This is a genomic window from Glycomyces sp. NPDC048151, from assembly GCF_043202775.1.
In the GTDB taxonomy this organism is placed as follows: Bacteria; Actinomycetota; Actinomycetes; order Mycobacteriales; family Micromonosporaceae; genus Glycomyces.
Map to the genome: position 1 here is coordinate 453,811 of NZ_JBIDBB010000003.1, position 24,724 is coordinate 478,534.

Sequence of the window (24,724 nt, forward strand, 5' to 3'; positions counted from 1 at the left end):
CGACAACGCATGTCGAACCAGCCACATCTCCCTATTGGACGAAGGACATGAGCACACCAGTGAAGGCACCGAAGCCAGGGCCGCAGGCTGCCAAAGCTCAGCCCGCGAGGCCGAAGGCCCCCAAGCCGGCTCCTCCGATCGGCGCTCCCGCCGCCGCCCCCGTCCTCACCGGCGCGCAGGCCGTCGTCCGCGCGCTTGAAGAGCTCGAGGTCGAGACCGTCTTCGGCATCCCGGGCGGCGCGATCCTCCCGGCCTACGACCCGCTCCTGGACTCCGAGAAGGTCCGCCACGTCCTCGTCCGCCACGAGCAGGGCGCGGGCCACGCGGCCCAGGGCTACGCCCTCGCGACCGGCAGGGTCGGCGTGTGCATGGCCACCTCCGGCCCCGGCGCGACCAACCTGGTGACCCCGCTGGCCGACGCGCACATGGACTCCGTCCCGATCGTGGCCATCACCGGCCAGGTCGCGTCCTCCGCCATCGGCACCGACGCGTTCCAGGAAGCCGACATCTGCGGCATCACGATGCCGATCACCAAGCACTCGTACCTGATCACCGACGGCGCCGACATCCCGCGCGTGCTCGCCGAGGCGTTCTACGTGGCCGCCTCCGGCCGCCCCGGCCCGGTCCTGGTCGACATCCCCAAGGACATCCTGCAGAACGAGGCCCCGTTCGTGTGGCCGCCCAAGATGGACCTGCCCGGCTACCGCCCGACGACGCAGCCGCACGGCAAGCAGATCCGCGAGGCCGCGACGCTCATCGCCGAGGCGAAGAAGCCGGTGCTGTACGTCGGCGGCGGCGTCTTCAAGTCCGGCGCGCACGCCGAGCTGCTGGCGCTCGCCGAGCTGACCGGCGCGCCCGTCGTGACCACCCTGATGGCGCGCGGCGCGTTCCCCGACTCGCACCCGCAGCACCTGGGCATGCCCGGCATGCACGGCTCGGTGCCGGCCGTCCACGCGCTCCAGAAGTCGGACCTCATCGTGGCGCTGGGCGCCCGCTTCGACGACCGCGTGACCGGCAAGCTCGACACGTTCGCGCCCGACGCCAAGATCGTCCACGTCGACATCGACCCGGCCGAGATCGGCAAGAACCGCGAGGCCGACGTCCCGATCGTGGGCGACTGCAAGGCCGCGATCGCCGCGATGATCGAGGCGTACGAGGACGGCGGCAAGGAGCGCCTGAAGACCTGGTGGGAGACCCTCGACGACCTGCGCGAGCGGTACCCCCTGGGCTACACGGACATCGACGACGGCCTGGCCGCGCCGCAGTACGTGATCGAGCGCCTGGGCGCGCTCGCCCCCGAGGACACGATCTGGACCGCGGGCGTGGGCCAGCACCAGATGTGGGCCTCGCAGTTCGTCAAGTACGAGAAGCCGGGCACGTTCCTCAACTCGGGCGGCCTGGGCACGATGGGCTTCGCGGTGCCGTCGGCCATGGGCGCCAAGATGGGCGCGATGGACCGCACCGTGTGGGCCATCGACGGCGACGGCTGCTTCCAGATGACCAACCAGGAGCTGGCGACCTGCGCGATCGAGGGCATCCCGATCAAGGTCGCGGTCATCAACAACGGCAACCTCGGCATGGTCCGCCAGTGGCAGACGCTGTTCTACGACCAGCGGTACTCGAACACGAACCTGTCGACCCACCACTCCGAGTCGTCCCCGCGCATCCCGGACTTCGTGAAGCTCGCCGAGGCCCTCGGATGCGTCGGCCTGCGCGCCGACACCGCAGAAGAGGTCGACGACGTCATCAAGCAGGCCAACGCGATCAACGACCGCCCGGTCGTGGTCGACTTCACCGTCGGCCCCGACGCCATGGTGTGGCCGATGGTCCCGGCCGGGGTCTCCAACGACGAGATCCTCTACGCGCGCGACGTGCGCCCGAACTTCGACGACGAGGGAGAAATCTGATGAGCACCCACACGTTGTCAGTCCTCGTCGAGAACAAGCCGGGCGTGCTCGCCCGGGTGGCCGCGCTGTTCTCCAGGCGCGGCTTCAACATCGACTCCCTCGCCGTCGGCGAGACCGAGCACCCCGGCGTCAGCCGCATCACCATCGTGGTGGACGTCGAGGCGGGCTCGCTGGAGCAGGTCACCAAGCAGCTCAACAAGCTCATCCACGTCCTGAAGATCGTGGAACTGGAAGCGGGCTCCTCCGTGCAGCGCGAACTGCTGCTGGTGAAGGTCCGCGCCGACGCCGCCACCCGCGGCCAGGTGATCGCCGCCGCCGAGCTGTTCAAGGCCCGCTCGGTCGACGTCACACCCGACACGGTCACCTTCGAGGTCACCGGGAACTCCGACAAGATCGAGGCGTTCCTGGAAGTCCTCGAGCCGTTCGGGATCAAGGAGCTCGTCCAGTCGGGGACGGTCGCGCTCGGGCGCGGCGCCAAGTCCATGGCATCGCTGTCGCGATACGTCTCTCCGAATAGCTAGTAACGAAGGAAGCAGTACATGTCCGCTGAAGTGTTCTACGACGACGACGCCGACCTGGCCCTCATCCAGGGCAAGAAGGTCGCCGTCCTCGGCTACGGCTCGCAGGGCCACGCCCACTCGCTGAGCCTGCGCGACTCGGGTGTCGAGGTCGTCATCGGCCTGCAGGAGGGCTCGAAGTCGCGTGCGAAGGCCGAGGAGGCGGGCCTCAAGGTCCTCACTCCGGCCGCCGCCACCGAGTGGGCCGACGTCATCATGATCCTCGTCCCGGACACGGTGCAGGCGAAGCTGTACGCCGACGAGATCGCCCCGAACCTGTCCGCCGGGAACTCGCTGTTCTTCGGTCACGGCTTCAACATCCGCTACGACCTGATCCAGGCCCCGGCGGACGTGAACGTCGCCATGGTCGCCCCGAAGGGCCCGGGCCACATGGTCCGCCGCCAGTTCGTGGACGGCAAGGGCGTCCCCGCGCTCGTCGCGGTGGAGCAGGACCCGTCGGGCGACACGCAGGCCGTGGCGCTCTCCTACGCGAAGGCGATCGGCGGCACCCGCGCGGGCGTCCTGAAGACCACCTTCAAGGAGGAGACCGAGACCGACCTGTTCGGCGAGCAGGCCGTGCTCTGCGGCGGCGCCGTCGAGCTCATCAAGGCCGGCTTCGAGACGCTGACCGAGGCGGGCTACGCCCCCGAGGCCGCGTACTTCGAGTGCCTGCATGAGCTCAAGCTGATCGTGGACATGATCTACGAAGGCGGCCCGGCCAACATGTGGTACTCCGTCTCCGACACCGCCGAGTACGGCGGCCTGACCCGCGGGCCGCGCGTCGTCAACGCCGAGACCAAGGCCGAGATGAAGCGCATCCTCACCGAGATCCAGGACGGCACCTTCGCCAAGGAATGGGTCGCCGAGTCCGAGAAGCGCGAGAACTACAAGAAGCTCCAGCAGGAGCAGAACGACCACCCGATCGAGGAGACCGGCGCCAAGATGCGCGCCCTCATGCCCTGGGTGCAGCGCAAGATCACCGAGACCGCTTAAGTCTCGACAGCAAGGCCGGGAACCGCTGCGCGGTTCCCGGCCTTTCGTGTTGTTCAGGCCGTGAAGGCTCCTGCTTTGGCGGCTTCGTGGGCGGCGTGGGCGGCGCGGTCGGCGGTGGGGATGTCGATGGGGTCTCCGGTGATGAGGAGGCGGTAGTAGAGGGGCGCGGAGACGGCTCGGATGACCTCGGTGGGGGAGGTGCCCTCGGGGATCTCGGCGCGTTCGATGGCGGCGGTGACGCAGGGGGCCCATTCGTCGGTTCGGGTGTCGTAGAAGCGCTGGAGGGCATCGGCGGTCTGGGCGTCGCAGGCGGCGGCGGTGATGAGGGCCCTGAAGAGCGGGCCCTGACGGGGATCGCTCAATGTGGACTGGACGAGGCGGGCCTGGGCGGTGAGGTCGCCGAGGAGCGTCCCGGTCTCGGTGCGGGGCAGGGACTCCGCGGCCATCTCGCCGAGCATGTCGGCGACGAGCCCGGGGACGGTGCCCCAGCGGCGGTAGACGGTGGTCTTGCCGACCCCGGCGCGGCGGGCGATCTCGGCGAGGTCGAGGCGGTCGAAGCCGTCCTCGGCGAGGGCGTCTCCGGCGGCGCGGAGCACGGCCTCGCGGACCTTGGCGGTGCGGCCGCCCGGCCTGACGGTGCCGGGTTCGGGACGCTCGTCACTCATAACGGGACTCCAGTTGCGTTAAAGGCGGTTCGTGGGCTAGCTTAGTCGAAGTTCTTAACGGAACTGTAGAACCTTTAGAAGGGAACCGTCATGGAATACCGCAGGCTCGGCAACTCAGGTCTCCTCGTCCCCGCCCTCAGCTTCGGCGCGGGCACCTTCGGCGGGCGCGGCCCGCTCTTCAGCGCCTGGGGCGACACCGGCGCCGACGAGGCCCGCCGCATGGTCGACATGGCCCTCGACGCGGGCGTCACGATGTTCGACTCGGCCGACGTCTACTCCGACGGCGAGTCCGAGCGCGTCCTCGGCCAGGCCCTCAAAGGCCGCAGGGACAAGGCGATCATCTCCACGAAGGCCGCGCTGCCCACCGGCGACGGTCCCGCCGACGCGGGCACCGGCCGCGCCCGGCTCATCAGGTCGGTCGAAGCCGCGCTCACCAGGCTCGGCACCGACTACATCGATCTCTTCCAGCTGCACGCCTTCGACGCGGGCACGCCGGTCGAAGAGACCGTGAGCGCCCTGGACGACCTCGTCAGGGCCGGGAAGCTCCGCTACATCGGCGTCTCGAACTTCGCGGGCTGGCAGCTCATGAAGTCCCTCGCCGCCGCCGACGCCCACGGCTGGACCCGCTATGCGGCCCACCAGGTCTACTACTCGCTCGTCGGCCGCGACTACGAGTGGGAGCTCATGCCCCTGGCCCACGACCAGGGCGTCGGCGCGGTCGTCTGGAGCCCCCTCGGCTGGGGCCGCCTCACCGGCAAGATCCGCCGCGGCCGACCGCTCCCCGAAGGCAGCCGCCTCCACGAGACCGCCCAGTTCGGCCCGCCCGTCCCCGACGAGCTCCTCTACGACGTCGTGGACGTCCTCGACGAGCTCAGCGAGGAGACCGGGAAGACCGTCCCGCAGATCGCCCTCAACTGGCTCCTGCGCCGCCCCACCGTCGCCTCCGTCATCATCGGCGCCCGCAATGAGCGCCAGCTCCAGGACAACCTCGGCGCGGTCGGCTGGGAGCTCACCGCCGACCAGGTCGCCCGCCTCGACAAGGCCAGCGCGCGCACCGCCCCCTACCCGTACTACCCCTACGAGATCCAGGAGGGCTTCGCCCGCCTCAACCCGCCGCTCACCGCCAGGTGATCGGCCGATCCGGTCCGCGGCAGTCCCGGCGGCGCGATGATGAGGGGTGAGCCCCCGCATCGCGCCGCCGGATCCCGCACGGCCAGGCATCCGTCCGGGCGGCAACCGGCGTGCATCCCTGCTGCACGAGGAGCACACCATGCCGAAGACATCGAAGGCGAACGCTGCGGAGCACCTGACCCTGGAGGGCTACGAAGGCCACTTCACGGAGATGGACACCGGATACACCGTGGCGTTCGAGAAGTACACCGCCGACGTGGACCTCACCGAGTACTTCAAGGGCCTGCCCGACGACCGCTGCCAGTGCCCGCACTGGGGCTACGTCTTCTCCGGGAAGCTGACGTACAAGACCGCGGACGGAGAGGAGACGTTCGAGGCCGGCGACGCCTACCACGTCGGCCCCGGGCACACGCCCGTCCTCTTCGAGGGCACCGAGGTCGTCGAGTTCAGCCCCACTGAGGAGCTGAACCGGACGATCGCGGTGGTCAGCAAGAACATGGAGTCGATGGGCTGAGGACCGGGTTCCCGGGCCTGAGGCTGTGACCTGACTCGCGTCTATCCTTGGGGGGTGGTTGACCAAGCGGTGAAGACGTACCAGGTGAAGACGTACGGCTGTCAGATGAACGTGCACGACTCCGAGCGCATCGGGGGCCTGCTCGAAGAGGCGGGCTACGTGCCGGTCCAAGCCGACGCCGCGCCTGACCTGGTCGTGTTCAACACCTGCGCGGTGCGCGAGAACGCCGACAACAAGCTGTACGGCAACCTCAGCCACCTCGCCCCCGCCAAGCGCGAGAACCCCGACATGCAGATCGCCGTCGGCGGCTGCCTCGCGCAGAAGGACCGCGGCGAGATCGTCAAGCGCGCCCCGTGGGTCGACGCGGTGTTCGGCACGCACAACATCGGCTCGCTGCCGGTGCTCCTGGAGCGCGCCCGCCACAACCAGGAGGCCGAGGTCGAGATCCTCGAGTCCCTGGAGACGTTCCCGTCGGCCCTGCCCACCAAGCGCGACTCGACCTACTCGGGCTGGGTCTCGATCTCGGTGGGCTGCAACAACACCTGCACGTTCTGCATCGTGCCTTCCTTGCGCGGCAAGGAGAAGGACCGCCGCCCCGGCGAGATCCTGGCCGAGGTCCAGGCGCTCGTCGACGAGGGCGTCTCGGAGGTCACCCTCCTGGGCCAGAACGTGAACACGTACGGCGTCGAGTTCGGCGACAAGCTCGCCTTCGGCAAGCTCCTGCGCGCGTGCGGCGAGATCGAGGGCCTGGAGCGCGTGCGCTTCACCAGCCCGCACCCGAAGAACTTCACCGACGACGTGATCGCGGCGATGAGTGAGACCCCGAACGTCTGCCACTCCCTCCACATGCCGCTCCAGTCCGGCTCGGACAAGGTGCTCAAGGAGATGCGCCGCTCCTACCGCTCCGAGAAGTACCTGGGCATCATCGACGACGTCCGCAAGGCCATGCCCGACGCGGCGATCACCACGGACATCATCGTCGGCTTCCCCGGCGAGACCGAGGAGGACTTCCAGGCCACCCTCGACGTCGTCGAGAAGGCCCGCTTCTCCAGCGCCTTCACCTTCCAGTACTCGATCCGCCCCGGCACCCCGGCCGCGACGATGGAGGACCAGATCCCGAAGGCCGTAGTCCAGGAGCGCTACGAACGCCTTGTGGCCCTCCAGGAGCGCATCTCCTGGGAGGAGAACCGCAAGCTCGAGGGCACCGAGGTCGAAGTCCTCGTCACCGTCGGCGACGGCCGCAAGGACGCCGCGACCGGCCGCCTCTCGGGCCGCGCCCGCGACGGCCGCCTCGTGCACTTCACGGTGTCGCCCAGCGAGACCGACCCGACCGGCAACGCCGAGGGCGTGCGCCCCGGCGACGTCGTCACCACCGTCGTCACCTACGGCGCCCCGCACCACCTGGTCGCCGACGGCGAGATCCTGTCGCACCGCGCGACCAAGGCGGGCGACGCCTGGGCCGCGGGCAAGGCCACGAAGCTCCCCGGCGTCAGCCTCGGCATGCCCGGGATCGGGAAGAAGCCGCTCCCGAAGCAGGACGGCCCGGGCTGCGCCTGCTGACCGAGTGATATCACCTCGAACAAGTGCTATCATCGAGGGATGAAACAGCTGCTCCTCCGCGTCGACGACGATCTCCACGCGCGCCTCACCGAGCGGGCGAAGCGTGAGCACCGTTCGGTCAACGCGATCGCGAACGAGATCCTGTCCGTCATCGGCGAAGGCGACGGCCGCAGCGCGACCGAGAAGGTCAAGGCGAGGGCCGCGGCCCTCGGCATGCTGGCGCCCCCGCTGAAGGTCGCCAAGGAAGCGCCGCCGGCCAGAGACGTCGAAGCGCTGCGCAACAGGGTCCTCGACTCGATGCGCGGCATCGGCCCGATCGTCGACGACATGTTCGCCGAGGACCGGGACCGCCTGCTGTGATCGTCTACGCCGACTCGTCGGTGCTGGCCCGCTCCTACCTGCCCGACGAGCGCGGCCACGCCGAAGCCCTGAAGCTCCTGCGCGACCCCGAGGTCCTCGTCGTCACCGGCTCCTGGACCCGCATCGAGGTCGCCGGAGCCCTGGTCCGCACCGCCCGCGCCAAACGCCGCGACAAGGACCAGCTGCTCGACATCTGGCAGGCCGACACCGCCCCCGAAGGCCCGATCACGATCATCTCCGCGCCGCAGGAAGAGGTCGAACGCGAGGCCTTCGAGATCGTCGCGACCCACGGCATCCGCGCCATGGACGCCTGGCACATCGCCACCGCCACGCTCCTCCTGCCCGACCTCGCCGCGGGCGAGCCCTACGCGTTCGCCTCCCGCGACAAGGAACAGGCCGCCGTCGCCGAACTCCGCGGCTTCACCCTCGTCTAGCTGCGAAGCTTGACATTGACACGATGTCAAGGCGTTCACTGGGTGCAGGAGGTGGTCCCCATCGACACGGAGCACACGAACACCCGGCTCACGCGGGCGCTGGCCGCCGGCGACCCGTCCACGCGCCTCAAAGCCGCGCTCGCGGCGGGCACCGACCCCGACCCTGCGCTGCTCGACGCGCTCATGGCGCGCTGCGCGGTCGAACCCGACTTCTACGTGCGCGACATGCTCACCTGGGCCCTGACCCGGCTCCCGGCCGACCACACGGTCCCGCGCCTGCTCGCCGAACTCGACGCTGACGGCTCGCAGGCCCGTAGCCAGGCCCTGCACACGCTGTCGAAGATCGGCGACGTCCGGGCCTGGCCCGCGATGACACCGGAACTGCTGCACGACCGGGACGACGAGGTCGCCCGCGCCGCCTGGCGCGCCGCCGTCGAAGTCGTCCCGGACGGCGAGGAACGCGCGCTGGCCGAGACACTGGCGTCGCAGCTGGGCCGCGGCGGACGCGACGTCCAGCTCAGCCTGAGCCGGTCGCTCATCGCGCTCGGTGAACTCGTCGAGCCGGTCCTGAAGCGGGCGAAGGAAAGCGACGACCCCGTCGTCGCCGCCCACGCGGACGCCACCGAACGGCTCCTCGCGGACCCGGACGCCGCCTTCGAACTCGACATCAAGGAGGCGAAGCGCGTCTTCGCCCTCGGCCCGGAAGCTTGAACGATGCTCATAGGCGAGGTCGCGCGCCGCTCCGGCGTGAGCGCCCGGATGCTCAGGCACTACGAGTCCCTCGGGCTCGTAGTGCCCTCCGGCCGCACCGTCGGCGGCTATCGCGAGTACGCCGAAACGGATATCCAGCGGATCTTCCATGTGGAGTCCCTGCGGACCCTGGGTCTGTCCCTGCGCCAGATCGGCCAGGTCCTCGACGACCCGGGGTTCGCCCCGTCCGCGCTCATCGGCGACCTCATCCGCGAGACCGAACGCCGCCTCGCCCGCGAGCAGGAACTCCTCAAACGCCTCCGCGCGGTCGACGCCTCCGGACCGACAGCCTGGGAGGGCGTCCTCCGCATCACCGAACTCCTGCGCGGCCTCGGCTCGCCCAGCGCCGCAAGGCGACAGCAGGCCGTCCTCGCCGCGGAGGCGGACGTGCCCGCCCCGGTCCTCGCCGAAGCGGCGCTCGCCGAAGCCGATCCGCACGTCGCGGGCGCCCTGCGCTGGGCGCTGGCCCGTGCGGGGGAGGACGTCGTAGCGGCGCTGGCCCCGGGCTTGGAGTCTCCGGACGCCGACGTGCGCCGCCGCGCCGTCCAAGTCCTCGCCGACCTCCCCGGCGACGAGGCGGCCGAAGCCCTGACCAGTGCCCTTGCCGACCTCGACCCGCAGGTCCGCGCCCACGCGGCAATCGCCCTGGGCGCTCGCGGCAGCGCCGAAGCAGTGCCGGTCCTGGTCGCGATGATCATCGACGGCGTGAACGACGTGGACGCGGCGGAAGTCCTGGGCGCGTTGGCTTCCGATCCGGGGCGGGCCGACGCGATCAAGCGTGCCCTCACCGCCGAACTCGCCGACCCCGCCGCTCCGGGTCCGGCCCGCCTGCGCCTCGTCCAGGCCCTCGCTGAACTGCCGGGCCCGATCGCGCTGCCGATGCTGCGCGCCCTGGTGAGCGACGAGGACCGGACCGTGGCCCGCACCGCCGCCGCGCTGGCAGGCGTGATCGAAACCCAGGACGGCGTCTGAACCTGCCGCGGACACGACGAAAGCCCACCGGCTCGCGGCCGATGGGCGTCTTAGCGGGGGAGGATAAGTCCGCTTCTCCTGGGGGGACCACCCATTCGGTGGGCTGGCCGGTGATCTCGGTGATTCGGTCGTAGTCGTGGTCGTAGTGGAGCACCGCCACGCCGTGCCGCTCAGCGGTCGCGGCGATGAGCAGGTCCGGGATCTTGACGGACCGGTGCAGCGATTTCGCCACCAGCTTGGCGTGGACCTCGATAGCGCGATCCCAGATGTCGTCAGGCATCGGCAGCTGCTCGAACTGTCGGCTGAGTTCGAGCCAGAGTTCCGCCTCTCGGACGTTGCGCGAGCTCGTGAGCATCTCCATGATGCTCACGGAACAGACGCCGAGGACTCCTCGGTCGGACATAGGGGCGACGCGCTCGTAGACCGACGGCTTCGATTGGCGTGCGAGGACACTCGTGTCCACCAGGTACTTGGCTACCGCTGCCATATCTGCTTCCGGGCTTCTTCGTCGGCGAGATCGGACAAGTTCCCGGCGGCGAGCCAGTCGAGGAGCTGGCGGCGTTTGTGCTGGGCGACGAACTCCTTGAGTGTGGCGTTGACGGTACTGACCTTGGTGGTCGTACCGAGGATCTCAGCGGCTTGCGCGCAGAGTTCGTCATCGAGGTTGATGACTGTTCGTGACATTGTTTTCACCTCCTCACCGTAGCGGTGTGTGAAGCACCAGCATACCTGCCGCGAGGGCGTGTCGCGATCAAATGTGTCGCCTTGACGACACTGTACCTCGATCAACATCGATATCGACCAGAGATCGCAAGCGATATCGAACGAATGTGAGAAACGTTGGGTGCATTGCGGGCGGACGGCGCATCGCGCCGCCCGCCCGCATGTGTCCTAGTCCGCGACGTTCAGGATGAGCTTGCCCGCCGCGTGGCCGGTCTGGCTCGCGTCCTGGGCCTTGGCCGCGTCGGCGAGTTCGTGGACGGAGTCGATGCGGAGGTCGAACTTGCCCGCCTCGAACAGCGCCGTCGCCTCGGCGAGCGCGTGGTAGGCGGTCGCGTGGGTCGACACCTGCGCTTCCGGAACGGAGCCGGAGAAGTCGGCGATCGTGACGACCTGCTTCGGGTCGCCGGTGATCGCGGCCAGCTCGGGGAGCGAGCCCGCGCCCGCCGTGTCGATCGCGCCGTGGACGCCTTCCGGAGCGAGCGCGGCGACCCGCTCGGCCAGCCCCTCGCCGTACACCGTCGGCTGCGCGCCGATCGAACGCAGGTACTCGTGGTTGCCTTCGCTCGCGGTCCCGATGACGTTGAGGCCCTTGGCGACCGCGAACTGGACCGCGGCGCTGCCCACCGATCCGGCCGCGCCGTCGACCACGACGGTCTGGCCTTCGGAGAGCCCGAGGAGTTCGAGCGACCGCACGGCCGTCTCGGCGGCGGTCGGCAGCGCCGCCGCGACCTCCCAGCTCATCCCCGCGGGCTTCAACGTGAAGTTGTCGACCACGGTGTACTCGGCCTGCGCGGTCGGGCCGTAGCCGATGACCTCGTCGCCGACCTGCACGCCCGTGACGCCCTCGCCGACCTCGTCGACCACGCCGGCCGAGTCGAACCCGGGAATGCCGGGGAAGGCCACCGGGAAGAGCTCCTGCAGGTACCCGGCGCGGATCTTCCAGTCGACCGGGTTGACGGCGGCCGTCTTGACCTTGATGCGGACCTGGCCCGGACCGGCGTGCGGCTCCGGCACCTCGGCCACTTCGAGCACTGAGGACGGACCGTATTCGGAGAACGTGAGGGCGTACATGGCAGACCTGGCTTTCTGGTGCGGGCCAAGAGGATTCAAGGCTCCAGGGGTTTCACGGTTACCGCAGGTCCAACCGTTCAAGGCGCGCGTTCGATTCCGGTTCGCCGCCGTTCGTGATCATCGGCGCTCTTTCCGCCGCGGGGAATACGACGGGCGGGCGGCGATCACGCCGCCCGCCCGATGCCGTCCCGCCGATCGGGGCCTAGACGAGGCTGTCCTCCCACTGCCGGTGCAGCGTCGCGTACTCCCCGCCGTGGTCGATCAGCTCGGCAGGGTGCCCGTCCTCGATGATGCGCCCGTGCTCCAGCACCAGCACCCGGTCGGCGATCTCCACCGTCGAGAGCCGGTGCGCGATGATGATCGCCGTCCGGTCCGCCAGGATCGTGCGCAGCGCCCGCTGCACCAGCCGCTCCGAGGGGATGTCGAGCGACGAGGTCGCCTCGTCGAGGATGAGCACGCGCGGGTCGGCGAGGAACGCCCGCGCGAACACCACCAGCTGCCGCTGCCCGGCCGAGAGCCGCCCGCCGCGCTTGCGCACGTGCGTGTCGTACCCCTCCGGCAGCGAGTCGATGAACTCGTGCGCGCCGACGACCTTCGCGGCCTCGATGATCCGCTCGCGGCTCGCACCGGGCCTGCCCAGCTCGATGTTCTCCGCGATCGTGCCGTTGAACAGGAAGTTCTCCTGCGTGATCATCACGATGTGCTCGCGCAGGTCCCGCTCCGAGAGGTCCCGCAGGTCCACGCCGTCGAGCGAGACGGTGCCCGCCTTCGGGTCGTAGAAGCGGCTCACCAGCTTCGCGATCGTCGTCTTGCCCGCGCCGGTCGCGCCCACGAGCGCCATCGTCTGGCCGCCCGGGATCCGCAGGTCCAGACCCGGCAGCACCACCTGGTCGTCCCGGTACTGGAACCGCACGCCGTCGAACCGCAGCTCGCCGCGCGGCGACTCGATCGAACGGGGCGACTCCGGTTCGGCCACCTCGATCTTCTCGTCGAGCACGCCCGAGATCTTCTCCAGCGCCGACGTCGCCGACTGCAGCACGTTGTAGAACTGCACCAGCTCGTTCAGCGGGTCGAAGAACCGCTTCATGTACAGCAGGAACGCCGCCAGCACGCCGACCTCGGTGTTGCCCTGCATGACCTGCCAGCCGCCGAACGCGAGCACCACGATCGTCGCCAGGTGCCCGATGCCGCGCATCCCGCCCGACATGAACGCGTTCTGCTGGTGCCCCTTCGCCTGCGCGAACCGGTTGTCCGTGTTCAGCCCTGCGAACAGCTCCCGGTCGCGCTCCTCGCGCCGGTACGCCTGCACCGCGCGCACCCCGCCCATCGACTCCACGAAGTAGACGATCAGCAGCGCCACGGTCTCGCGCGCCCGCCGGTACGCCAGCGCCGACACCCGGCTGAACCACCGGCCCAGCAGGAACATCAACGGGAACGTCAAGAGCGTCACCAGCGCCAGCCGCGTGTCGATCACCAGCATGACCACGGTGATCGTGACGACGTTCAACCCGGCGAGCACCAGGTCGTCCACGCCGTTCTCGGTCAGCTCCCGGATCGCTTCCATGTCGGAGGACTGCCGGGCCGTCACGCGGCCCGAGGTGAACCGCTCGTGGAACGACACCGACAGGTCCTGGAACTTGCGGAACACCCTGTTGCGCAACGCGAACAGCATCGCGTTGCCGACCTTCGCCGACTGCGCGATGTACAGCCGCACCGTCACGTACTTGGTCACCGAGACGACTGCGAACGCCACCGCGATGCCGATCAGCACCGAGTAGTCCCCGCGTTCGCTGATCGCCGGGATCGCGTTGTCGATGCCGAACATGACCAGCAGCGGCGTCGCCATGCTCGTGAAGTTCTGCACCAGGAGGATCCCGCACAGGAACCAGACCGCCTTCTTATGCGGCCTGATCATCGAACCGAGCAGCCTGCGCGACTGGGTCCGCAGCTCCTTGATCGACGCCGCGTCGTCCACTTCGGCGCTGGTCCGGTCGGCCTCGGCCGACTCCGCCTGGCCCCGCCACGACACGTGCTTGTCAGCCGTCGTCATGCCGCCACCTCCTCAGACTCTGCCGAGAGCACGTCCACGTACTCCGGGCTCCGCGCCATCAGCTCCGAGTGCTTCCCGAACGCCGCGATCCGGCCTTCGTGGAGCAGCGCGACGCGGTCCGCGAGCGCCACCGTCGACGGCCGGTGCACGACCACGAGCGCGGTCGTCTCCCGCAGGACCTGCGCGAGGGCCCGCTCCACCAGTTCCTCGGTGTGCACGTCGAGCGCCGACAGCGGGTCGTCGAGGACGAGCACCGCCGGGCGCACGACGACGGCGCGCGCGAGCGCGAGGCGCTGGCGCTGGCCGCCGGAGAGCGAGAGGCCCTGCTCGCCGATGCGGGTGTCGAACCCGTACGGCAGGTCGTGGACGAACTCGGCCTGCGCGACCCGAAGGGCCTCTTCGAGGTCCGCTTCGGAGGCGTCGGGGCGGCCGAGCGCGAGGTTCTCGCGCACGCTCATCGAGAACAGCGTCGCCTCCTCGAACGCGGTGGTCACCACCGAGCGCAGGTTCGCGAGCCGCAGGTCCCGGATGTCCGTGCCGTCCAGGAGGATCCGGCCGCCGGTCGGGTCGTTCAGACGGGACGGCAGCGACACGAGCGTCGACTTGCCCGAGCCGGTCTTGCCCGCGATCGCGACGGTCTCGCCGGGCTTGATCCTCAAGGAGACGCCGCGCAGGATCTCGCGCGTGTCGTCCTCGTAGGCGAACCGGACGTCCTCGAAGACGAGTTCGCCGCGCACCTCGCTGCGGTCGACGGCCTTCGCGCCGGGCCGGTCCTTGATGGCCGGTTCGGTGTCGAAGACCTCGTAGACGCGGTCGGCGGCGGTCATGGCCTCGTTGCCGTGGGCCATGACCCAGCCGGAGGCCTCGATCGGCCACAGCAGCGCGAGCTGCAGCATGACGAACGCGGTCAGGTCGCCCACGCTCAGCCGTCCTTCGGCGACCATGACGGACCCGAACACGAGGACCGCGCCGATCGCGGCCGTGGCGATCGCGTCGTAGCCCGACCACGAGCGGGACGCGATGAGGCTCTTGTTGATGCCCCGGTCGCGCAGCTCGGCGGCCTCCTTCTCGAAGCGCGCGGCCATGAGCGGCCCGCGCCCGAGCGCCTTGATCGCCCGGATGCCGAGCGCCGACTCCTCGGCGGCGCTGGAGACCTCGCCGGACTGGTCCTGCTCGGACCTGGCCGCGGGCAGGTAGCCCCGGAAGAACTTGCGGCCGATGAGGAACAGCGGCACGGCCGAGGCCGCGACGATGAGCGCGAGCCGCCATTCGATGAACAGCAGCTGCGCCAGGATGATCACGATCATGCCGATCGAGGTGATCGCGAAGACCAGGCCGCCGGCGAAGAACCGCCGGATCATGCCCAGATCGGAGGTGACGCGGGAGAGGAGCTGCCCGGTCTGCCAGCGGTCGTGGAAGCCGGTGTGCAACCGCTGGAGGTGCGCGTAGAGGCCCGCCCGCATGTCCGCCTCGATCGCCATCGCGGTCGTGGTCTGCATGTAGCGACGGGCGAGCTGGAGGATCGCGTCGGCCGCGCCCAGGAGGGCGATGAACCCGATGACGATCCACAGGCCCCGCATGTCGCGGTCGGCGATCGGGCCGTCGATGGCCCTGCCGACCAGCGGGGGGATGGCCAGGCCCGAGGCGATGTTCAGCAGGACCATCGTCCACAGCATCGCCAGCCGGAACCGGTACGGGTACAGGTACTTCTTGATGCGCCACAGGTTCGTCAGTGCCGAACGCCGTGGCTTCGGATCGTCTGTTTCGGACAGTTCTGGAGTTTTCAACCGCTCTGAGCCCACCAGATCACCGTACGAGCAGGGTACGACACACGGCAATCGATTTTCACCGGCCGACCGGCTAGCGGTCGGCCGGCGCGGACTCGGAAACCTACTGGAGCAGCAGGTCGCGCAGGGTGTCGGCGCCCTTGAAGCCGATCGCCTCGGCGTACCGCTCCATGGAACCGAAGCGGGCGTTGATCTCCGCGATGGTCTGGCGCATGGCCTCGGCCGGGACGTCGAGGCCGCCTTCGACCTCGGGCCTGCCGTACCGCTCGTCGCGCCATGCCCGCCACCTGGCCGAGCCGAAGCGCGTCAGCTCGTAGTCGGCCGCGATGTCCTCGTCGTCGACCCCGAGGATCGACAGGAGCACGGCCGCGATGATCCCGGTCCGGTCCTTTCCGGCCATGCAGTGGAAGACGACCGGCTCGCCGCTCGCGATCACGTCGAGCGTGTCCCGCACCGACACGTACCCGGACTCCATCATCCCGGTGTAGCGGTGCCGCAGGAACTCGACGAGCTCGGCCTCGTCGGTGAAGGTGCTGGCGTGCCGCCCGATGTCCTCCCACCTGATGTGGAGGAGCTCGAAGTGGTGGAACTCGACGCCGTCGGTCTCGGGGAACTTCGCGGACTCGTCCCACTCCGAGGCCCGGCGCAGGTCGATGACGTGCTTGATGCCGAGGCTGTTGACGACGTGGTCTATATCGGCCTCGGTCGCGTTGCCGAAGTTGTCGGAGCGGAAGACCTGCCCGGTGCGGACCTTCTTGCCGCCCAGGGCGTTCCAGCCGCCCACATCGCGGAGGTTGAACACGTACTCGGTGGGGATGAACTGGGGAGGGAGCGTCTCCAGCGGATCGTTCTCGAGAGCCATGAGGTCTGCCTTCCTTTCGACGGGGTGCGCGGCGGGGAACGGCCTTCGGGCAAAGCGAACGGCGTGAACCGAATCGGTCCACGCCGTTGTAGCCCTGTCCCATTATCCCGACCGGTCCGCGAACGCGCTCACGCGTTTCCGGGAACCGGGGGACAACGGCGGGTGTCGCCTACTTGGAGCCTTCCGCAAGCTGCAGGAACTGCTTCTTGCTCGCCAGGTCCGCTTCCGCCTTCTTGATGCGGCCCGCGTTCCCGTCGGCCTTCGCCCGCTCCAGCTTCTCCTCGGCCTCGGCGACCTGCTGGCGCATCTGGAGCAGCAGCGGGTTCTTCTCGACCGGGACCTTGCGCCACGCGGTGTCCAGCGCGTCGCGGAGCTTGTCCTCGACGTTGCGCAGGCGCCGCTGCAGCTTCTGCTGGTTCTTGCGCGGAACCGCGCCGATGTCGTGCCACCCGGCCTGCAGCTCGCGGAACGCGTTCTGCGCGGCCTTCGGGTCGGCCTCGATGTCCAGCGCCTCGGCCTGCTTGAGCAGCTCTTCCTTCGCCGCCTGGTTCGCCTCGAGCTCCGCGTCGCGGGCCGAGAACACCTCCGAGCGGGCGTTGAAGAACACGTCCTGCGCGGCACGGAACCGCTTCCAGGCCTTCTGCTCGGCGTCGGGAGCCAGTCGCCCGGCGTCCTTCCACTCGGCCATGAGGCCCTTGAGGGCGTCGGCGGTCGGTCCCCAGTCGGTCGAGGTCGACAGCGCCTCGGCGCGGGCGATCAGCTCTTCCTTCTTCGTCCCGATCACCTTGCGCTCGGCGTCGAGCTGCGAGAAGTACGCGCCGCGGTGGCGCGTGAACGTGTCGCGCGCCGAAGAGAACCGGCGCCACAGCTTCTGGTCGGTCTTCCGGTCGACCCCGTGAATCGCCTTCCACTCCTCGATGATCTCCGAGAAGCGGGCGCCCGAGGCCTTCCAGTGGCTGTCCTTCGCCGCGAGCTCCTCCGCCTCGGCCACCAGGGCCTCCTTGGCGGCGACCGCTTCGGCGCGCTCGGCGTCCTTCGCGGCCTTGAACTCCCCGAGCTTCTCCTCCGCGTGCTTCGAGAGCCCGTCCAGGCGCGCGGCGAGGGCGTCGACGTCCCCGACCACGGCCGCGGTCTCCAGGCCCTCGCGGAGCTTGCGCAGCTGCGAGGCGGCCTGCTCGACGTCGGCGGACTCCGAGTTCAGCCGGGCGGCGATGAGATCGACTTCGACAACGAGGTCGGCGTACTTGCGCGCGAAGTGCGCGAGGCCCTCCTCGGTGGAGCCGGCCTGCCAGGAGCCGACCGCGCGCTCGCCGGAGGAGGTTTTCACGTAGACCGTGCCGTCCGCGTCAACGCGGCCGAAGCTGGTCCAGTCTCCGAGGTCACTCATCGCGGTAATCTCAAATCCTTCACACGAACTTAGGGACGTACTTCCCGTACCTTACGGTGGTTGACGGGTCGCCGCCAGCCGGGTGGTGCCGACACACGAACCGAAGGGGTCGCAACGTTGGGCTCTGCATCGCACGCTGGCAGCCTACCCACCCTACAGCCGCCGGTGATCGCCGTCGTAGGCCCCACCGCGGCCGGGAAGACCGCCCTGTCCGTCGCGCTCGCGAAAGCCCTGGACGGCGAGGTCGTGAACGCCGACTCGATGCAGCTCTACCGGGGCATGGACATCGGCACCGCCAAGATCACCGAGGCCGAGAAGCGCGGCGTGCCGCACCATGTCTTCGATGTCCTGGACGTCACCGAACCGGCCGATGTGGCCAGTTACCAGCGTCTCGCCCGCGAGGCCATCAGCGACATCCGCGCCCGCGGCAAGCGCCCCGTCCTCGTCGGCGGCTCCGGCCTCTACGTCCAGGCCGCGCTCGACGAGATGGACTTCCCCGGCACCGACCCCGCGATCCGCGCCCGCCTCGAAGCCGAACTCGAGGCCGAGGGCTCGGCCGCGCTCTGGGAGCGCCTGAAGGCCCTCGACGCCGCCGCCGCGAAGGCGATCCTGCCCTCGAACGGCCGCCGCGTCGTGCGCGCCCTCGAAGTCGTCGAGCTCACCGGCTCCTTCACCGCGAGCCTGCCCGAGCCGCGAGCGCACATCGAGGCCGTCCGCATCGGCGTCGACCTCGACACCCCGGCCCTCGACGAACGCATCGAACGCCGCGTCCGGCACATGTGGGACGCCGGACTCCTCGACGAGGTCCGCGACCTCGAGAAGCAGGGCCTGCGCGAAGGCCGCACCGCGTCCCGCGCCCTCGGCTACCAGCAGGTCCTCGCCCACTTCGCCGGCGAATACGACGAGGACGAGGCCTTCCGCCTCACCGTCCAAGGCACCCGCCGCTTCGTGCGCCGCCAGCGCTCCTGGTTCAAAAGAGACGGCCGCATCGAATGGTTCGATGCGGCCGATTTGGAGCTCCAGTCGACCGTGCTCGCGAAGGTCGCGGGCACGGCCTAAGCGCTTACGCGCGCGGGTTCGGAGCCTTGGTCTCCTTGGGGTCGGTCACCGAGACCGGCTCCAGGAGCTTGTTGATCTTCTCCATGACCTCGTCGTCCAGCTTGACGCCGACGGCCTTGACGTTCTCCTGGACCTGCTCGGGACGGGTCGCGCCGATGATCGCCGCGGAGACGTTCGTGTTCTGCAGGACCCACGCCAGGCTCAGCTGCGCGATGGTCAGGCCCTGCTCCTCGGCGATCGGGCCGAGCTGCTGGACGCGCTCGAGCACGTCGTCGTTGAGCCACTGCTCGACGAAGCGCCCGAACTTCGGGTCCGCGCCGCGCGAGCCCGCCGGAGCGGCCTGGCCCGGCTTGTACTTGCCGGTGAGGATGCCCTGCGCCAGCGGCGACCAGACGATCTGCCCGATGCCCAGCTCCTCCGAGGCCGGGACGACCTCGGCCTCGATGACGCGCCACAGCGCGGAGTACTGCGGCTGGCTCGACACGAGCTGGATCTTCAGCTCCTTGGCGAGCGCGGCGCCCGCGCGGATCTGCTCGGCGTTCCACTCGGACACGCCGATGTAGTGGGCCTTGCCGGAGTGGACCACGTCGGCGAACGCCTGCATGGTCTCCTCGAGCGGGGTCTCCACGTCCCAGCGGTGGGCCTGGTACAGCTCCACGCGGTCGGTCTGGAGGCGCGTCAGGGAGTTGTTGATGGACTCCTTGATGTGCTTGGCGGAGAGGCCGCGGTCGTTCTTGCCCTCGCCCATCGGCCAGTAGACCTTGGTGAAGATCTCCAGGCCGTCGCGGCGCTGGCCCTTGAGCGCGCGACCCAGGACCTCCTCAGCGGCGCCCTGCGCGTAGACGTCGGCGGTGTCGAAGGTGGTGATGCCCGCTTCGAGGGCGGCGTTCACGCACGCGACGGCGGCGTCCTCTTCCACCTGCCCGCCGTGGGTGATCCAGTTGCCGTAGACCAGTTCGGAAATGACGAGGCCTGAGCGGCCGAGATGACGAAACTCCATGCCCAAGAGATTACCTGCCGTGCGGCTAGCGTCAACGACTCCAAGATCACAGGCCGAATCCGCAGGCTGTGCGGCTACAGCGGCCCGTCGTCGATCGAGACGGCCGCGTCCAGGGTGCGCAGCGCCTCTGCGCGCTCGGCCCGCAGCGGCACGATCTCGTTGCCGTCCAAGCCGAGTGCGCCCCACGAGTAGCCGTCGGAGGCGAGGAACCCGGACGGGTGGACCTCGACGCGCTGGTACCTGGGCGGCACCACGACGCGCCCGGACTTGTGGACGACGAGCACGCGCCCGCGCTGGGAGGCGACGGCGACGCCGTTGACGAACCCGGTGACGGTGCGTCCGTCGGTGGTGGGCGTCTCCATCGAGTTGTAGAGCATGGGGACGACGACGGTGCCGGTGCGGTCGATCGCGCCCCAGTCGGCCTGGCACACGGCCGCGACGCCGCCGCGGAAGTCCCCGGCCTGGCTGAACGCGGCCTGCACGACGGGCCGCTGGTCGGCGCCGAGGTACCCGAACCGGCCGGTCTGCGGGTCCTGGAACCGGTCGGGTGCGGGGTGCCCGGCGCGTTCGGGCCAACCGCGCGGCGGCGGCCCGAACCCGTTCTTCGCGGCGTGCTCCTCGATGAGCGAGAGCGCGGTCTCGACGATCTGCATGACGAACCCGTGCGGGTTCTGCTCGGAGGCGCGCTGCACGTGGATGAGCGATTCGGTGATGCGGCCCTGGGCGATGCACGAGAGGCCTGCGTAGGCCCGCACGGCGCCCGTGAGGGTGCGGGGGAGCTCCCCGGCCTCGGCGAGCGCGAACAGCTGGTCGGCCTCCTCGTAGCGGCCCCGCACCCGCAGCACCTGCGCGAGGCGGGCCCTGGCGGGGGCCAGAAGCAGGTCGGCGCCGACGGCCTCGGCGTACTTGACGGCCGCGGCGGCGTCCACTTCGGCGCCGTCGAAGTCGCCGAGGACGCGCAGGATCACCGCCCGCACGCCGAGCAGCCGGGACTGGTCGGCCTCGGCCGCGGCCCGGGCGAGCCGCATCGTGGCCTCTTCGCGGATCTGCTGGAGGGCGATGGTGTCGGCGATCGCGTGCCGCATGGTGGCGCGATCGAGCGGGCCGAGGGCGCGGAACAGCCCCGCCCGCAAGTCGGCCGCGACATCCACCACGTTGACTACTTTCCGGGGTCAGGGAGGGCTACGACAATTCGAGGGTAAGCCATGGACGACCCGGGGACGACGGCAGAACGATCCCGGGCCGGACCGTGCGAAAGCGGGGCAGGTCGGGCAGACCCGCCGCGCCTACTTGACGACCTTGCCGAGGTCGTCTTCCTTGGCCTTGTAGCTCATGCGCGGGCGCGGGTTGCGCATCGAGCGGGGCATGATGCTCCGCTGGATCGCGTACCAGTACAGGCCGCCCTTGCGCTGCTCGGACTTCGGGAAGCGCTTGGTCGTGATCCGCTTGACGCGGCGGGCCAGGAACACCGATTCGAGCACGATGACGGCCGTCAGCGCGATGAGCGCGATGAACAGGTAGCTCTGGAGCTGCACGGAGCCGGAGGTCGAGAGGATCAGGATGCCGAACGCGCCGAACATGTAGTACTGGCCGAAGGACCAGCGGGAGTCGACGATGTCGCGCACGAGCAGGCGCTCGGCGCCGCGGTCGCGCGGCAGGTGGTACTTGTCGAAGAGCGGGTCGCCCTTCCACTGGCCCTCGGCGATGCGGGCGCGCTCGGCGCGCAGGTCCTCGCGGGCCTGCTTCTTCTGCTCCTTGGTGAGCGGCCCGGACTTCTTCTGGGCCTCCCGCTTCTCCTTCGCCGTCATCGGCGGGTTGACCGGGGGGCGCGCCTTGGACTGGTTGGGCCGCTTGGGAGTGGCCTTCCCCTTCTTGTCGGTGGCGGAAGCCGTCTGGGTCTCCTCGGGAGCAGGTGTCTCCGCCTGCACGGACTTCTTCGCCACGGACTTAAGGCCTTCCTCGACTCGCTGCGGGATGCTGCCCTCCAAGCATACCTACGCCTTTTCGGGCAGCCCCGGCTCCGCTACCGGCGCTCAGCTCAGGGCCGGCTCGCGAGCGTCGCCTGGCGCGGCCGCTCGATCTTCGCGCCGAGCCCGAGGAGCTTCGCCTCGAAGTTCTCGTAGCCGCGCGTGATGTAGCGGTCGACGCCGTAGACGCGCGAGGTGCCCTCGGCGGCCATGGCCGCGATGAGGTGGCTGAACCCGGCGCGCAGGTCGGGGATCTGGAGGTCGGCGGCGTGCAGCTTCGTGGGCCCGGCGATGACGGCCGAGTGCAGGAAGTTGCGGCGGCCCCAGCGGCACGGCGTGCCGCCCAGGCAGTCGGAGTACAACTCGATGTTGGCGCCCATGCGGCGCAGCTCCGAGGTGTAGCCGAAGCGGTTCTCGTACACGGTCTCGTGCATGATCGACAGGCCGTCGGCCTGGGTGAGCGCGACGACGATCGGCTGCTGCCAGTCGGTCATGAGCCCGGGGTGCACGTCGGTCTCGAGCGCGACCGGCTTGAGCGGGCCGCCCGGGTGCCAGAAGCGGATGCCGCCCTCGTTCGGGTCGTCGTTCACCTCGTACGCGCCGCCGATGGAGCGGAACACGTTGAGGAACGTCATCATGTCGGCCTGCTGCGCGCCGCGCACGTACACGCTGCCCTGGGTGGCGAGCGCCGCCGAGGCCCACGAGGCGGCCTCGATGCGGTCGGGCAGGGCCCGGTGCGAGTAGCCCTTGAGCTCGTCGACGCCGACGATCTCGATCACGCGGTTGGTGTGCACCTTGATGATCGCGCCCATCTTCTGCAGGATGCAGATGAGGTCGATGATCTCGGGCTCGATCGCGGCATTGCGCAGTTCCGTGGTGCCCTTGGCCATCACGGCGGTGAGCAGGACCTGCTCGGTCGCGCCGACCGACGGGTACTCGAGCTCGTAGCGGATGCCGTGGAGGCCGTTGGGGGCCGACAGGTGCGTGCCGTCGGCGCTCTTCTCGACGACCGCGCCGAACTTGCGGAGCGCGTCGAGGTGGAAGTCGATGGGGCGGCCGCCGATGTTGCACCCGCCGAGGTCGGGGATGAAGGCGCGGCCGAGGCGGTGCAGGAGGGGCCCGCACAGGAGGATCGGGATGCGGCTGGTCCCGGCGTGGACGTTGATCTCCTCGACGCCGGCGGACTCGACCGAGGTGGGGTCCATGTAGAGCGTGTCGCCGTCGAGTTCGACGTCGACGCCGTGGACGCGGAGCAGGCCCGTGACGACCTCGACATCGCGGATCGCGGGCACCGAGCGCAGCACCGAGGGGGACGTGCCCAGGAGGGCGGCGACCATCGCCTTCGAGACGAGGTTCTTCGCACCGCGGACCAGGACCTCGCCTTCGAGGGGGGTGCCGCCGTGGATGATGAGCATGTCTTCGGTGGGGGTGGCGTCGGTGCTGCTCAAGAGGTCTCCTCGGTGGGTGGAGTTCTGGGACTGAAGCCGGGAACGTGACGGAGCGAATCGTAGGGCTGACGTTGCCTTGGATTCACGTCCTTGCCGCCGCTTGCAAGCGATAAATCTACGCGGCGGACCAACGATAACGGAACGGCCACGGGAAAAACGCCCAGGTAGCGACATAACCCACGGTGATCATGCGCACCAGAAACGGGGGCATCGCACGAGCCGTCGAAAGCGTTGGTGAACGGCGGCGCGGGCCGCGGTGCCCACTCATGGGACACGCCGCGACCCGCGTCGTCGGTTGCATGTTCGGGCTTTCGCCTAAGGCAGTGCGAGCATCCGGTCGAGCGCTTCGCGAGCGTACGAGGCGGTCTCGGCGTCCACCGTGATCGTGTTCGGCACGCGCCCGGCGACCAGCTCCTCCAAGGCCCACACCAGGTGCGGCAGGTCGATGCGGTTCATCGTCGAGCAGTAGCAGACCGTCTTGTCCAGGAACGAGATCTTCTTGTCCGGGAACTGGTTCGCCAAGCGCCGCACCAGGTTCAGCTCGGTGCCGATCGCCCAGGACGAACCGGCCGGGGCCGCTTCGAGCTGCTTGATGATGTACTCGGTCGAGCCCACGTAGTCGGCGGCCTCGACGACCTCGTGCTTGCACTCGGGGTGCACCAGGATGTTGACCTCGGGGTCGAGGCGGCGCATCTCCTCGACGCACTCGAGGGTGAAGCGCCCGTGGACCGAGCAGTGGCCCTTCCACAGGATGATCTTGGCGTTGCGCAGCTCGTCGTCCGTGAGGCCGCCGTTCGGCTTGTGCGGGTTGTAGAGCACGCAGTCGTCGAGCGAGTAGCCCATCTCGCGGACCATCGTGTTGCGCCCGAGGTGCTGGTCGGGCAGGAACAGGACCTTCTCGCCCTGCTCGTAGGCCCACCGCAGCGCCCGCTCGGCGTTCGAGGAGGTGCACACGAGGCCGCCTTCGCGGCCGACGAAGCCCTTGATCGCGGCGGTCGAGTTCATGTACGTGACCGGCACCGTCTCGTCGGCGATGCCGATGCGCTTGAGGTCCTCCCAGCACTGCTCGACCTGGGACGCGGTGGCCATGTCGGCCATGGAACAGCCCGCGGCCATGTCCGGCAGGATCACGCTCTGGTGGTCGCCGGTGAGGATGTCGGCGCTCTCGGCCATGAAGTGCACGCCGCAGAACAGGATGTACTCGGCGTCGGGCCGCGCGGCGGCCTGCTGGGCGAGCTTGAACGAGTCGCCGGTGACGTCGGCGAACTGGATCACCTCGTCGCGCTGGTAGTGGTGGCCCAGGATGAAGACGTTGCCGCCCAGGGTCTCCTTGGCGGCGCGGGCGCGCTCGACCAGGTCGGGGTCGGAGGGCGCGGGCAGTTCACCGGGGCAGTCGACGCCGCGCTCGGAGCCGGAGTCGGTGCCGCGTCCCAGGAGCAGGAGCGCGGTCTGAGTGGAAGCAGGTTCGTTGAAGCCCGTCATGGCCGCAATCGTAGTCCGCTCCGAGCCCTCCTCGCCTCCTCTGAA

Annotated in this window: 23 protein-coding genes and 1 pseudogene; 11 read left to right on the plus strand and 13 right to left on the minus strand. The window is 69.5% G+C overall.

All coding sequences use genetic code 11. The features are described from left to right. The first annotated feature begins 47 nt into the window (after positions 1-47). From ACGGCP_RS08780 to ilvC, 3 genes are read left to right on the plus strand one after another with little or no spacing between them, the layout of a single operon-like run. Positions 48-1,907, plus strand: coding sequence for an acetolactate synthase large subunit (locus ACGGCP_RS08780; RefSeq protein WP_392963112.1), 1,860 nt, complete (start codon positions 48-50; stop codon positions 1,905-1,907). Further along, positions 1,907-2,428, plus strand: coding sequence for an acetolactate synthase small subunit (gene ilvN, locus ACGGCP_RS08785; protein WP_205324813.1), 522 nt, complete (start codon positions 1,907-1,909; stop codon positions 2,426-2,428). Before ACGGCP_RS08780 ends, ilvN begins: the two co-directional genes overlap by 1 nt. Before the next feature lie 18 nt (positions 2,429-2,446). After that, on the plus strand, positions 2,447-3,457 hold the full coding sequence (ilvC, locus tag ACGGCP_RS08790; protein ID WP_392963115.1) for a ketol-acid reductoisomerase: 1,011 nt from the start codon (positions 2,447-2,449) through the stop codon (positions 3,455-3,457). Between the two features lie 53 nt (positions 3,458-3,510). Here the strand turns inward: ilvC and ACGGCP_RS08795 are convergent, their stop codons facing one another. Further along, on the minus strand, positions 3,511-4,122 hold the full coding sequence (locus tag ACGGCP_RS08795; protein WP_392963118.1) for a TetR/AcrR family transcriptional regulator: 612 nt from the start codon (positions 4,120-4,122) through the stop codon (positions 3,511-3,513). Positions 4,123-4,212: 90 nt separating this feature from the next. Here ACGGCP_RS08795 and ACGGCP_RS08800 point away from each other — a divergent pair, with 90 nt between their 5' ends. From ACGGCP_RS08800 to ACGGCP_RS08830, 7 genes are all read left to right on the plus strand, one after another. Then, positions 4,213-5,253 (plus strand): aldo/keto reductase, encoded by a 1,041-nt coding sequence (locus tag ACGGCP_RS08800; protein ID WP_392963121.1) that lies wholly within the window; start codon positions 4,213-4,215, stop codon positions 5,251-5,253. A 139-nt stretch (positions 5,254-5,392) separates the two neighbouring features. Continuing rightward, positions 5,393-5,767, plus strand: a complete 375-nt coding sequence (locus tag ACGGCP_RS08805) for a cupin domain-containing protein (protein WP_392963124.1) — start codon at positions 5,393-5,395, stop codon at positions 5,765-5,767. A 54-nt stretch (positions 5,768-5,821) separates the two neighbouring features. Then, a complete protein-coding gene (gene miaB, locus ACGGCP_RS08810; RefSeq protein ID WP_392963127.1) occupies positions 5,822-7,327 on the plus strand; it encodes a tRNA (N6-isopentenyl adenosine(37)-C2)-methylthiotransferase MiaB in 1,506 nt (501 codons plus the stop codon). Positions 7,328-7,336: 9 nt separating this feature from the next. Next, positions 7,337-7,687 (plus strand): toxin-antitoxin system HicB family antitoxin, encoded by a 351-nt coding sequence (locus ACGGCP_RS08815; protein ID WP_392963588.1) that lies wholly within the window; start codon positions 7,337-7,339, stop codon positions 7,685-7,687. After that, on the plus strand, positions 7,684-8,121 hold the full coding sequence (locus ACGGCP_RS08820) for a type II toxin-antitoxin system VapC family toxin (RefSeq protein ID WP_392963130.1): 438 nt from the start codon (positions 7,684-7,686) through the stop codon (positions 8,119-8,121). The genes ACGGCP_RS08815 and ACGGCP_RS08820 overlap by 4 nt, the downstream gene beginning before the upstream one ends. 42 nt (positions 8,122-8,163) lie before the next feature. Further along, positions 8,164-8,832 (plus strand): HEAT repeat domain-containing protein, encoded by a 669-nt coding sequence (locus ACGGCP_RS08825; RefSeq protein ID WP_392963133.1) that lies wholly within the window; start codon positions 8,164-8,166, stop codon positions 8,830-8,832. Between the two features lie 3 nt (positions 8,833-8,835). After that, on the plus strand, positions 8,836-9,843 hold the full coding sequence (locus tag ACGGCP_RS08830; RefSeq protein ID WP_392963136.1) for a HEAT repeat domain-containing protein: 1,008 nt from the start codon (positions 8,836-8,838) through the stop codon (positions 9,841-9,843). A gap of 130 nt (positions 9,844-9,973) precedes the next feature. On the opposite strand, the pseudogene ACGGCP_RS08835 reads toward ACGGCP_RS08830, so the two are convergent. The 7 genes and pseudogenes from ACGGCP_RS08835 to ACGGCP_RS08865 form a co-directional block, all read right to left on the minus strand. Further along, a pseudogene (locus tag ACGGCP_RS08835) lies at positions 9,974-10,330 on the minus strand (PIN domain-containing protein); the annotation flags it as partial. Further along, the gene (locus tag ACGGCP_RS08840) at positions 10,318-10,527 is read right to left on the minus strand and encodes a type II toxin-antitoxin system VapB family antitoxin (protein ID WP_392963138.1); all 210 of its coding nucleotides are present in this window, start codon (positions 10,525-10,527) and stop codon (positions 10,318-10,320) included. The pseudogene ACGGCP_RS08835 and the gene ACGGCP_RS08840, both read right to left, overlap by 13 nt. 207 nt (positions 10,528-10,734) lie before the next feature. Next, positions 10,735-11,637, minus strand: coding sequence for an NADP-dependent oxidoreductase (locus ACGGCP_RS08845; protein WP_392963141.1), 903 nt, complete (start codon positions 11,635-11,637; stop codon positions 10,735-10,737). Between the two features lie 202 nt (positions 11,638-11,839). Further along, on the minus strand, positions 11,840-13,687 hold the full coding sequence (locus ACGGCP_RS08850) for an ABC transporter ATP-binding protein (protein ID WP_392963144.1): 1,848 nt from the start codon (positions 13,685-13,687) through the stop codon (positions 11,840-11,842). Next, positions 13,684-15,492, minus strand: coding sequence for an ABC transporter ATP-binding protein (locus ACGGCP_RS08855; RefSeq protein ID WP_392963590.1), 1,809 nt, complete (start codon positions 15,490-15,492; stop codon positions 13,684-13,686). Before ACGGCP_RS08855 ends, ACGGCP_RS08850 begins: the two co-directional genes overlap by 4 nt. An 85-nt stretch (positions 15,493-15,577) precedes the next feature. Beyond that, on the minus strand, positions 15,578-16,336 hold the full coding sequence (locus ACGGCP_RS08860; protein ID WP_392963147.1) for a tyrosine-protein phosphatase: 759 nt from the start codon (positions 16,334-16,336) through the stop codon (positions 15,578-15,580). 169 nt (positions 16,337-16,505) lie between these two features. Next, positions 16,506-17,723: a DUF349 domain-containing protein gene (locus ACGGCP_RS08865; RefSeq protein WP_392963150.1), complete on the minus strand. Its 1,218-nt coding sequence runs from the start codon at positions 17,721-17,723 to the stop codon at positions 16,506-16,508. Between the two features lie 117 nt (positions 17,724-17,840). On the opposite strand from ACGGCP_RS08865, the gene miaA reads away from it, so the two are divergent. Next, positions 17,841-18,782, plus strand: a complete 942-nt coding sequence (gene miaA / locus ACGGCP_RS08870) for a tRNA (adenosine(37)-N6)-dimethylallyltransferase MiaA (protein WP_392963151.1) — start codon at positions 17,841-17,843, stop codon at positions 18,780-18,782. 4 nt (positions 18,783-18,786) lie between these two features. Here the strand turns inward: miaA and ACGGCP_RS08875 are convergent, their stop codons facing one another. From ACGGCP_RS08875 to nadA, 5 genes are all read right to left on the minus strand, one after another. Continuing rightward, on the minus strand, positions 18,787-19,782 hold the full coding sequence (locus tag ACGGCP_RS08875; protein ID WP_392963154.1) for an aldo/keto reductase family protein: 996 nt from the start codon (positions 19,780-19,782) through the stop codon (positions 18,787-18,789). A 74-nt stretch (positions 19,783-19,856) separates the two neighbouring features. Then, on the minus strand, positions 19,857-20,936 hold the full coding sequence (locus tag ACGGCP_RS08880; protein ID WP_392963157.1) for a WG repeat-containing protein: 1,080 nt from the start codon (positions 20,934-20,936) through the stop codon (positions 19,857-19,859). Positions 20,937-21,068: 132 nt separating this feature from the next. Beyond that, positions 21,069-21,770: a DUF3043 domain-containing protein gene (locus tag ACGGCP_RS08885; protein ID WP_392963159.1), complete on the minus strand. Its 702-nt coding sequence runs from the start codon at positions 21,768-21,770 to the stop codon at positions 21,069-21,071. Between the two features lie 50 nt (positions 21,771-21,820). Then, positions 21,821-23,164 (minus strand): UDP-N-acetylglucosamine 1-carboxyvinyltransferase, encoded by a 1,344-nt coding sequence (gene murA / locus ACGGCP_RS08890; RefSeq protein WP_392963592.1) that lies wholly within the window; start codon positions 23,162-23,164, stop codon positions 21,821-21,823. Positions 23,165-23,512: 348 nt separating this feature from the next. Next, positions 23,513-24,679, minus strand: a complete 1,167-nt coding sequence (gene nadA / locus ACGGCP_RS08895; RefSeq protein ID WP_392963162.1) for a quinolinate synthase NadA — start codon at positions 24,677-24,679, stop codon at positions 23,513-23,515. Positions 24,680-24,724 lie beyond the last annotated feature (45 nt).

What these genes read in the sequence shown, in the direction of transcription:
- ACGGCP_RS08780 (WP_392963112.1), top strand. Translation starts at nt 48, where the DNA reads ATGAGCACACCAGTGAAGGCACCGAAGCCAGGGCCGCAGGCTGCCAAA.
- ilvN (WP_205324813.1), top strand. Translation starts at nt 1,907, where the DNA reads ATGAGCACCCACACGTTGTCAGTCCTCGTCGAGAACAAGCCGGGCGTG.
- ilvC (WP_392963115.1), top strand. Translation starts at nt 2,447, where the DNA reads ATGTCCGCTGAAGTGTTCTACGACGACGACGCCGACCTGGCCCTCATC.
- ACGGCP_RS08795 (WP_392963118.1), bottom strand. Translation starts at nt 4,122, where the DNA reads ATGAGTGACGAGCGTCCCGAACCCGGCACCGTCAGGCCGGGCGGCCGC.
- ACGGCP_RS08800 (WP_392963121.1), top strand. Translation starts at nt 4,213, where the DNA reads ATGGAATACCGCAGGCTCGGCAACTCAGGTCTCCTCGTCCCCGCCCTC.
- ACGGCP_RS08805 (WP_392963124.1), top strand. Translation starts at nt 5,393, where the DNA reads ATGCCGAAGACATCGAAGGCGAACGCTGCGGAGCACCTGACCCTGGAG.
- ACGGCP_RS08830 (WP_392963136.1), top strand. Translation starts at nt 8,836, where the DNA reads ATGCTCATAGGCGAGGTCGCGCGCCGCTCCGGCGTGAGCGCCCGGATG.
- ACGGCP_RS08840 (WP_392963138.1), bottom strand. Translation starts at nt 10,527, where the DNA reads ATGTCACGAACAGTCATCAACCTCGATGACGAACTCTGCGCGCAAGCC.
- ACGGCP_RS08845 (WP_392963141.1), bottom strand. Translation starts at nt 11,637, where the DNA reads ATGTACGCCCTCACGTTCTCCGAATACGGTCCGTCCTCAGTGCTCGAA.
- ACGGCP_RS08850 (WP_392963144.1), bottom strand. Translation starts at nt 13,687, where the DNA reads ATGACGACGGCTGACAAGCACGTGTCGTGGCGGGGCCAGGCGGAGTCG.
- ACGGCP_RS08860 (WP_392963147.1), bottom strand. Translation starts at nt 16,336, where the DNA reads ATGGCTCTCGAGAACGATCCGCTGGAGACGCTCCCTCCCCAGTTCATC.
- ACGGCP_RS08865 (WP_392963150.1), bottom strand. Translation starts at nt 17,723, where the DNA reads ATGAGTGACCTCGGAGACTGGACCAGCTTCGGCCGCGTTGACGCGGAC.
- ACGGCP_RS08875 (WP_392963154.1), bottom strand. Translation starts at nt 19,782, where the DNA reads ATGGAGTTTCGTCATCTCGGCCGCTCAGGCCTCGTCATTTCCGAACTG.
- murA (WP_392963592.1), bottom strand. Translation starts at nt 23,164, where the DNA reads ATGCTCATCATCCACGGCGGCACCCCCCTCGAAGGCGAGGTCCTGGTC.
- nadA (WP_392963162.1), bottom strand. Translation starts at nt 24,679, where the DNA reads ATGACGGGCTTCAACGAACCTGCTTCCACTCAGACCGCGCTCCTGCTC.